Below are 9,138 nucleotides of genomic sequence, written 5' to 3'. Positions count from 1 at the left end.
GAAGGCGATGAGACGAATACCAGGTCCCGCACGCCGGACTCGCGGGCCGCGCGGAGCAGCCGGCGGGTTCCTTCGACATTCACGGCATGGAAGTTAGCGGCGTGGCCGGTGAAGGAGACCTTCGCGGCCAGATGGATGACGCCCTCGGCGCCGGCAACGGCGCAGCGGACGGCGTCGTCATCGGTCACGGACCCCGGAAGGTCCGTGGCGCCGTCGACCGCTGCAGCACGGCGCTGGAAGGTGGTGACGGTGTGACCCTGCCGTACCAGCAGGCGGGCGACCTCGCGTCCGAGCAGGCCGCTCGCGCCGGTGACGAGGACCCTCACGGCTCCCCCATCCGCCCCCCGGAGAGCACGCCCTCCGCCCAGCGGGACAGCCGGGTGCGGTCGATCTTCGAGTTGTGGCGGATGTCGGTGGGCAGGTGCGGAACCACGAGCACCGCGGCAACCGGATGGCCGGCGACCATCCGCACGTCCTCGGCGAGCGCCGGCTCGGCCAGGCCCACCTTGGCGGCCGGGGGAATCGTCTCGACGACGACCACGATCTGCTGGTTGCCCGCTGGCCCGACACCGACGGCGGCCGCCCGGCCCACATCGGCCAACGCGGACGCGGCGATCTCGGGGCCGACGGGGGTGACGACGCCGGCAGCCGTGGTGATCACGTGCGGCAGGCGGCCCTCGACCCAGAGCCGGCCCGCGGCATCCAGGTGCCCGACGTCGCCGGTGCGGTGCCAACGTTCGCCGGCGGTGACCTCACGGGTGGCGGCGAGGTCGGTCAGCCACAGCTTGTCGTAGTGGTCCTTCACGTGGGGCGCCGAGACCACGATCTCACCCGTCACACCGGCGGTCGCTGACAGCTCGCCGACCGCGGCGCCCGTCTCGTCGATCGCGCTGATGCGCACCCGGGTCGTCGCGGCGGGCGTGCCGACGCAGACGCCGCCCGGGCCGCGGGCCGAGTCATCCTGGGCGGCCGCCCGGATGCCCTCGAGCGTGATGTCGGTCATCAGCAGGCCCTCGGTCATGCCGTACGGCGTGTGTGCGCTGGCGTTGGGCATCAGAGCGGCGGCGGAGGCGAGCAGCGGCTCGGACACCGGCGCGCCGGCGGAGAGGAAGCAGGTGACCCCTGCGAGGGCGGCGTGGTCGGCCGGACCGAGCTCCCCCTGCGTGGCCACGACGTTGGCCAGCGCGGCCGGGGACAAGAACACCACTGTCGCGTCGATGGCTGCGACGGCGGCTGCGACGGCGGTGGCCGTGAGGGTCTTGGGCGCGGTGACGTCCATGTCGGGAGTGACCGAACGGGCACCCAGCGCGGGGCCGAGCAGCGCGAACGGCGCGAAGCCGGCTACCAGGCCGGTGCCCCGGCCGACGCCGTACTGGGTGTGCAGCGCCGCGCTGACGGCGGCCAGCTGGCCGTGGGTGTACACCACGCCCTTCGCGGGCCCGGTGGAGCCGGAGGTGAACAGCACCGCGGCGACGTCACCGGGCACCGGCGGCTCCGGCAATTCCTCGTCGCGACCGAGGGAGATGAGGTCGGCGAGGGCATAGGAGACGCCCAGCGCCCGACGGCTCGCGGCGGGGAGCCGATGGGTGGAGATCTTCTGGCCGGGCCAGCCGAGGGCGCGGGCGGCCATCAGGCCGGGCAGCGCCCCGATCACGTGGTCGGGCCGGGCACCGCGCACTGCGCGGGTGAGCCCGGTGAGGCCGAGGCCGGCGTCGGCGACGACGACGATCGCGCCGAGGCGGATGCACGCGTACAGCACCGCGGTGAGGTCGGCGCTCGGTGGCACCAGCAGGGAGACCCGGTCGCCCTTGCGCACCCCGATCTGGTGGAGGCCGGCCGCGATCTCGCGCACCCGGCGGGAGAGCAGGCGCCAGGTGACAACGCGGGCGCCGGCGCCGGCGCCGGGCGCCATGTCGATGAGGGCGGTCTCGTCGCTGTCCTGGAGCTCGTCGAGGTAGCGCCAGAGGGGCGGGTTGGCCTCGCCGGCGGGGTCGGCGACCTGTTCCAGGGGCGCGGTGGCGGGCTGCTCGACGGCAGCGGCAAGCCAGGTGAGTGCCGCCCCGGCATAGTCGACGTCTTCCGCGATCAGGTGCCCGGCACCCTCGAAGCGGTGCACAGCGGCGTGGGGCAGCCGGTCGAGAAGGTCGTCCAGGTACCGGTCGCTGAAGATCGGGTCCTGCGGTCCCCACAGCATCAGGGCCGGCACCGTGAGGGTGCGAAGCGCCGTGGCCAGGCGGTCGAGCTCGGGGTGGCTGTCGTGGGTGGCATCCGCCGGGATGTCGGCGACGAACCCGCCGATGCCGCCGCGGCGGGCTGGAGTGCGGTACGGCGCGCGATAGCCGTTCTTCACCGCGGCGGGCAGGGCCGGGTGGCCGAGGGCGAGGGTGGTCTCCAGGAACGCCGGGGTGTGGACTGTGCCGGTTCTGAGCACGCCGCGGGCCAGCGCGATGCGGAGCGGAGCCGGAATGGCCTCGGTGTCGCTCTGGTGGATCGCGGTATTGAGCAGCAGGACGCCGGCGAGCAGGTGCGGGTGGTCGACGGCCCAGCCCAGGGAGACGACGCCGCCCCAGTCGTGGCCGAAGGTGACCACCGGGCCGGCCAGGCCGAGCACACCGGTGAGATCGTCGAGGTCCTGCACTCGCCGGGCGAGCGGCCGGGCGGCACCGGTGCGCTCCGAGTAGCCCATGTCGAGCTGGTCGACCGCGATGATCCGCCAGGCCGGCCGGCCGGCGGCGGCCGCGTCGGTGGCCTGGGCGACGAGGTCCCGCCAGAGGTACGACCAGGTGGGGTTGCCGTGCACGCACAGCACGGTGCCGACGGGGTCGACGCCGAGCGCGGCCAGCTGTTCTCCGTTGTCGAGGAGGTGCCAGGCGTGGCTGATGCTGCTGCCGCTTTCGGGCACGTCCACGATCCGTGACCAGTCCGGGTCGAGCCCGGGAAGCCCGCTGGGAGGAATGCTCGCCGGAGCCTGGGCCGTCGCGACGCGCGGCAGCCGGTAGCTCACCACGTGATCTCCATCATGGCCGTGTTGAGGCCGGAGCCGACGCCCATCAGCAGCACCCGGTTGCCGGGTACGAGGCGCTCGGCCTCCTGGGACAGCGTGATCGGGATCGAGGCCGGACCCACGTTGCCGTAGCTGGGGTAGGTCAACGGAACCCTGGTGCGGTCCAGACCGGTGGCTTTGACAATGGCGTTGGTGTGCACATCCGAGACCTGGTGCAGGATGTAGCGGTCCATGCTCGACCAGCTCCAGTCCCGCTTGGCTTCGGTCCAGGCCGACACGACGAGTTCCATGCCGCCCTTGAGCAGGGCCTTCGCGTCGGTGAACATGCCGTCGACGCTGCCTACGCAGAGGTCGTTGAACTGGGTCGCGGCCCGGGTCACGCCGCCGAGGATCCGGTGGCCTTCCGGATGCGCATCCGCCGGGCCGAGCACCGCCGCCGCGGCGCCGGAGCCGAGGGTGAGGCTGGCGAACTCGCTCATGAAGTCCTTGCGGGCGATGTCCGGGCGGCCCAGACGCTCGATGGTGTTGGTCTGGATCTCGTCGGCGTCCTCACCGTCGATGATCACGGCGTACTTGATCTGGCCGGAGTCGATCAGCTGGGCGGCGAGGGTCATCCCGTTGACGAAGCCCAGGCAGGCGTTGGCGATGTCGAAGTTCGTCGCGGACGACGGCAGCCCCAACCCGTGGTGGATGCGCACCGCGACGGACGGCTCAAGGTGCTTGCGGGTGACGGAGGTGTTGATCATCAGGCCCACCTCGCTCGGGTCGACCCCGGCTTGTGCGAGGGCACGTTTGCCGGCTGCGACGGCAGCATCGTCGAACGCCTGCCCCTCTGCCCAATTGCGGCGCTCATGGACGCCGGCGACCCGCTGCAGCAGCCCCTTGGGCAGCCGGAGCCGCTTGAGCGCCGGCTGCAGGCGCCGGTCGATCTCTTCAGAGGTGGTGATGCGGGGGGCGATGGTCGTGGCGACCGACAACAACGCGACATTGCGGTGCATCGTTGTTGCGTTTCCGTCCAACGGGGTCCCCTGTCGAGTTTTGAGCGGCGACAAATCTAGTCCTATCGATTTTCTCTCAGAAGTCTGAGTGGCAACCGTGCGGTAGCTGATACTCGCAGCGACCGCGCTTTTCCGGTGGACTCCGCCACGGCTACCCTCCATTATCAGCCCTTTCTCCGGCCATCCCGGCATTGAGACCGGTGTACCCCGTTTAGGCCATTCCGGCCAGATGCGATGGCGCCGGCGGCGAGGGGTCAGATGACCTCGGCGGTGAGCGTGCTCGGGTTTCCGAAGCGATGCGCCGTGATCGAGATCGCCTGCTCACGCAGGAAGGGCAGCAGTTCGACCCGGCCGGACTGGGTGACCGGCTGCGCGTAGACGGCGATGTCGGGACTGCCACCGAGCGCACGGGCCAGGGCGGAGGCGGCCTCGGAGGCCCCGGCGAGCGGATCGCTGCCGACCAGGCGGACCCGGCTCGTGGTGATCTCGCCCGCCGCGGCCCGGGCCAACCACTCAGCGTCGGTCTCGATGATCACCGGGATGTCCCGCGGCCTGAGCACGCCGCGGACCCGCTCCGGGATTTCCCGCGCGCTGGAGACGACGAACTTCGACTTGGACAACAGGGCGGCAGCGATGACTCGTATCAGCAGCGCCAGGTTGCCATCCTCGTCCAGCCGCACGGTGACGGGCAGGGGAAGGTACCGGAAGACGTTCCGTTCCAGCCCGAGCGCGGAGACATCGGTGACGGCGTTGAATTCTTCTCGCCAGGCGAGGGCGTCGCTCAGGGCCGAGCGGCGCAACACGTCGAAGTCTTCGTAGGGCAGCGACGGCTGGGAGGCCTCGATCAGGTCGGTGATCCGGCCCTGGAGGCCCCGCAGGTGCAGGGTCGAGCTGTTGCGTCCGGGATCGGTGATCCAACCGCCCAGCCCGAACAGGTAATTCGGCCCACCGGCCTTGTGCCCCGGCCCGACGGCCGAGCGCTTCCAGCCGCCGAACGGCTGCCGTTGCACGATTGCACCGGTGATGCCCCGGTTCACATACAGGTTGCCGGCCTGCACGGTGTCGACCCATTCGGCGATCTCCTGGGCGTCGAGGGAGTGCAGTCCGGCGGTCAGCCCGTAGTCGACGGCGTTCTGGTAGCGGATGGCTTCGGCCAGCGTGCGCGCGTGCATCACGCCGAGCACCGGGCCGAAGAACTCGGTGAGGTGGAAGTAGGACCCGCCGGTGACGCCGGAGCGGATGCCGGGCGACCAGAGCTGCCCGACGTCGGTCTCCAGCGGGTCGTCGAGCAGTTTCGGCTCAACCAGCCAGCGTTCGCCGGCGCCGAGTTCGGTGAGCGCGTGCAGCAGCTTGCCGGCCGCCGATTCGATGATCGGCCCCATCTGGCTGTCGGGCTCGGCCGGCCGGCCCACCCGCAGGGAGGTCGCGGCATCCACCAGCTGGCCGAGGAACCGGGTGGACCTGGCGGCTGAACCGACGAGGATGACCAAGCTCGCGGCGGAGCATTTCTGGCCGGCGTGGCCGAAGGCGCTCTTGATGACGTCGGCGGCCGCGAGGTCGAAGTCGGCGGACGGGGTGACGACGATCGCGTTCTTGCCGCTGGTCTCGGCCAGCAACGGGAGGTCTTCGCGCAGGCCGCGGAAGAGTTTCGCGGTCTCGTATGCCCCGGTGAGGATCACCCGGTCGACCCGGGGGTCGGCGAGCAGCCGGTTGCCCAGCGTGCGGTCGGGCAGGTCGACCAGGGCCAACAGGTCCCGGGGCACACCGGCTTCCCAGAGCGCCTCCACGAGCACCGCTCCGGTGCGCTGGGCGACGGTGGCGGGCTTGATGATGACGCCGGATCCCGCGGCGAGGGCGGCGAGCACGCCGCCGGCGGGGATGGCGACGGGGAAGTTCCACGGTGGCGTGACCACCGTCATCCGAGCGGGCACGAAGATGGCGCCCTGCACCCTGTCGAGATCACGGGCGCGTTCGGCGTAGTAGTGGGCGAAGTCGATCGCTTCGCTGACCTCGGGGTCGCCCTCGGCGATGGTCTTTCCGGTTTCGGAGGCCATCACTTCGATCAGGCGGTCCCGGTTCGCGGCGAGGGCGTGACCCGCCCGGTGCAGGATGGCGGCCCGTTCAGCCCCGGACTTGCGGGCCCAGTCGGCGGCGGCATCGATGACGGTGGTGATGGTCGTCTCGAGCGCCTCCTCGTCGGTGACGCGCGCCCGGGCGATGGTGTCGACGCCGAGCCGCGAGTGCTCGACCCTGGCGAGGATTGCGCGACCCCAGGCGCGGTTGGCCGGGAGGGACGGATCGGTGTCCGGCTCGTTGTGGAAGCCGCCGAGAACCGACAGGCTCCGGGAGACCGAGCCCCTGGTGAGGCCGAGCACCATCGCGGTGAGGTTGGGGTCGTCGTCGGGCGCCGGCGGGGTGGTGAGGGCCGGGGTGTCGGGCAGGCTCGGCAGTGGTTCCAGGGGCACGACCACTGAGCGGTCCTGCCGGCGATGCGGTGCCGGAGCGTCGACGGGGCCGCGCTTGGTCCCGGCCTCGAGGGCGGCCAGGGAGGCGAGGAAGCGCCGCTGCTCGCGGTCGAACAGCGCCGGAGTGTCGGCGAGTTCGAAGACCGCGGACATGAAGTTCTCGTCGCTGGCGTTTTCTTCCAACCGGCGGACCAGATAGTTGATCGCCACGTCGAACTCGGCGGGGTTCACGACGGGCGTGTAGAGCAGTAGAGCCCCGACATCCTTTTTCACCGCTTCTGCCTGGCTGGTGGCCATGCCCAGGAGCATTTCGAAGTCGACCCGGTCGTCGACGCCGCGCTGCTGGGCGAGCAAGTGCGCGTAAGCCACGTCGAACAGGTTGTGGCCGGCCACACCGATGCGCACGGCATCGGTGTTCTGGGGTGTGAGCGCCCAGTTCAGCACGCGCTTGTAGTTGGTGTCGGTGTCCTGCTTGCTTGCATAGGTGGCGAGCGGCCAACTGTGGATTGCCGAGTCGACGCGCTCCATGGCCAGGTTGGCGCCCTTGACGATGCGAACCTTGATTGCTGCGCCGCCGCCGGCGCGTCGGGCATGGGCCCACTGGGTGAGGTCCTGGAGCGCACCGAGCGCATCCGGCAGGTACGCCTGCAGGACGATGCCGGCCTCGAGGTTCTGCAGGGAGGGCTGGTCGAGGAGACGTTTGAAGACCGCGATGGTGAGACCGAGATCCCGATACTCTTCCATGTCGAGGTTGATGAACTTGGGGGTCGGCGATGCTGCGGCCAGCTCGTACAGCGGGGTGAGCCGCAGGACCACACGGTCGACGGCTTCGTCGAATGCCCACATCGAGAGTTGGCTGATGATCGCGGAGACCTTGATCGACACGTAGTCGACGTCGTCGCGGGCCAGGAGCTCCCGCGTGCCGTTGAGGCGGCGCAGCGCCTCCTTTTCACCGAGCACCGCCTCGCCGAGCAGGTTGATGTTCAGCCGGTTGCCGGATTCACGCAGCAGTGCGATCGCCGGACCGAGCTTGTCGGGGGTGGCGTCGACGACCAGGTGACCCACCATCTGGCGCAGCACCTTGCGGGCCGCGGGGATCACCAGCCAGGGCAGCACCGGGCCCATGACACCGCCGACTCCGATGGCGCCGCGGAGCACCGGCGGCAGGAAGTCCGGCGCCAGCTTGGCCACCCGTTGAAGGTTGTACCCGGCGACCATGACGTCCTCCGGGCGCATGACGCCGTCCACGAAACCCACCGTGAAGTCCAGTCCGTTGGGGTCCTTCAGCACGCCGGCCAACCGCTCCGCCGACACGTCGGCAGGGATCGCGGCGCTGTCCGCCAGCCACTTGGTTACGAGGGCCACAACCTCCGCACCGAGGTCCTGCTGCACGTTCGGAATGGGATTGGTCATGCTCCTGAGATTAGTCGCAGCAACCCCTCGAGGTGCTCGTCCACGGCCGCGATGTACCGGCGTTTCTCAGCCTCCGGCACGAAGGCTGCCAGGAACGAATTGCGCGCCAGGGTCGCCATCTGGTGCGGGTCGAGGCCGAACTCGCGTTCGATGCCGGTGAGGTTGTCGTCGACGTAACCCCCGAAGTAGGCGGGGTCGTCGCTGCTGATGGTCACGAGCAGGCCGGCCTCGATCAAGGCGGGCAGGGGATGCTCGGCCAGGGTCGGCGTGGCGCGCAGGGACACGTTGGAGAACGGGCACACCGTGAGTGGGATCCTGCGATCGCGCAGGACCTGAACCAGTCGCGGGTCTTCGATCGCTCGGATGCCGTGGTCGATGCGTTCGGCACCGAGCAGGTCGAGCGCCTCCTGCACGTAGTCGGGACCGCCCTCCTCACCCGCGTGCGCCACTCGGTGCAGTCCGAGGGCACCGGCCCGGGCGAAGACCTCGGTGAACAGCGACGGCGGGAAGCCGACCTCGGCGGAATCCAGCCCGACACCGATGAACTGGTCGAGGAAGGGGACGGCCGCATCGAGGGTCTCCAGCGCGGCGGCGCCGCCGAGGTGGCGAAGGAAGCACAGGATGAGGTCGGCCGAGATACCGAGGTCCCGGCGGGCGTCCCTGAGGGCGCGGGTGAGTCCGCCGAAAACGACGCTGAGCGGGATGCCGTTGGCGAGGTGGGTCTGCGGGTCGAAGAAGATCTCGGCCCGGCGCACCCCGGCCCCGGCGGCCCGAACGAGGTAGGCCATCGCGAGGTCGTAGAAATCGTCCTCGGTGCGGAGCACGGCGAGGTTTGCGTAGTAGATGTCGAGGAACGACTGGAGGTCGGTGAACCGGTACAACTCCCGCAGCTCGTCGGGGTTGTAGCTGGGCAGCGGCACGTTGTTGCGACGGGCCAGCGTGACGAGCAGCTCGGTCTCCAGTGTGCCCTCGATATGCACGTGCAGTTCGGCGATGGGCCAGGGGGCGACGGTCATGGGTGTCTCCAGCGTGATCGAAGTGGGTACCTCAACGTACCGGTTCCCGGGTGGGCGCTGACGCAGAAGAGCCACCCGGTGAGGGGTGGCTCTTCTGGTGATGCCCAAGTTGAGTCCGGCTTGCGGGGTTTCGACGGGCTCGACCGGCGGGTGGCTGGGTTGCGCAGGCTAGCGGCGGCCGGCCGGTGGGGGGCGCTCCCGGTCGTCGGTCGAGCGGGTCGAGGCCTGGTGACGGGCGGGTT

General features: G+C 70.4%; 5 protein-coding genes. All 5 read right to left on the bottom strand.

Features of this window, described 5'->3' with window-relative positions:
- Positions 1–326, bottom strand: a 326-nt coding sequence (locus JWP54_RS16990) for an NAD(P)-dependent oxidoreductase (RefSeq protein ID WP_297374549.1), incomplete at its 3' end; no start/stop codon positions are given.
- Positions 323–3,004, bottom strand: a complete 2,682-nt coding sequence (locus JWP54_RS16985; protein ID WP_297374552.1) for an alpha/beta fold hydrolase — start codon at positions 3,002–3,004, stop codon at positions 323–325. The genes JWP54_RS16985 and JWP54_RS16990, both read right to left, overlap by 4 nt.
- Complete coding sequence (locus JWP54_RS16980; RefSeq protein ID WP_297374546.1) at positions 3,001–4,002, bottom strand: 3-oxoacyl-ACP synthase III; 1,002 nt, start codon at positions 4,000–4,002, stop codon at positions 3,001–3,003. Before JWP54_RS16980 ends, JWP54_RS16985 begins: the two co-directional genes overlap by 4 nt.
- A 254-nt stretch (positions 4,003–4,256) precedes the next feature.
- Positions 4,257–7,880 carry a bifunctional proline dehydrogenase/L-glutamate gamma-semialdehyde dehydrogenase gene (locus tag JWP54_RS16975; RefSeq protein WP_297374543.1) on the bottom strand — a complete coding sequence of 1,208 codons (3,624 nt, stop codon included), beginning with the start codon at positions 7,878–7,880 and terminating at the stop codon, positions 4,257–4,259.
- A complete protein-coding gene (locus JWP54_RS16970) occupies positions 7,877–8,896 on the bottom strand; it encodes an adenosine deaminase (protein WP_297374540.1) in 1,020 nt (339 codons plus the stop codon). The genes JWP54_RS16975 and JWP54_RS16970 overlap by 4 nt, the downstream gene beginning before the upstream one ends.
- Between the last annotated feature and the right edge of the window lie 242 nt (positions 8,897–9,138).

Source organism: Cryobacterium sp. (assembly GCF_025463825.1).
GTDB lineage: Bacteria > Actinomycetota > Actinomycetes > Actinomycetales > Microbacteriaceae > Cryobacterium.
This window is presented reverse-complemented; position numbering and strand designations above follow the sequence as displayed.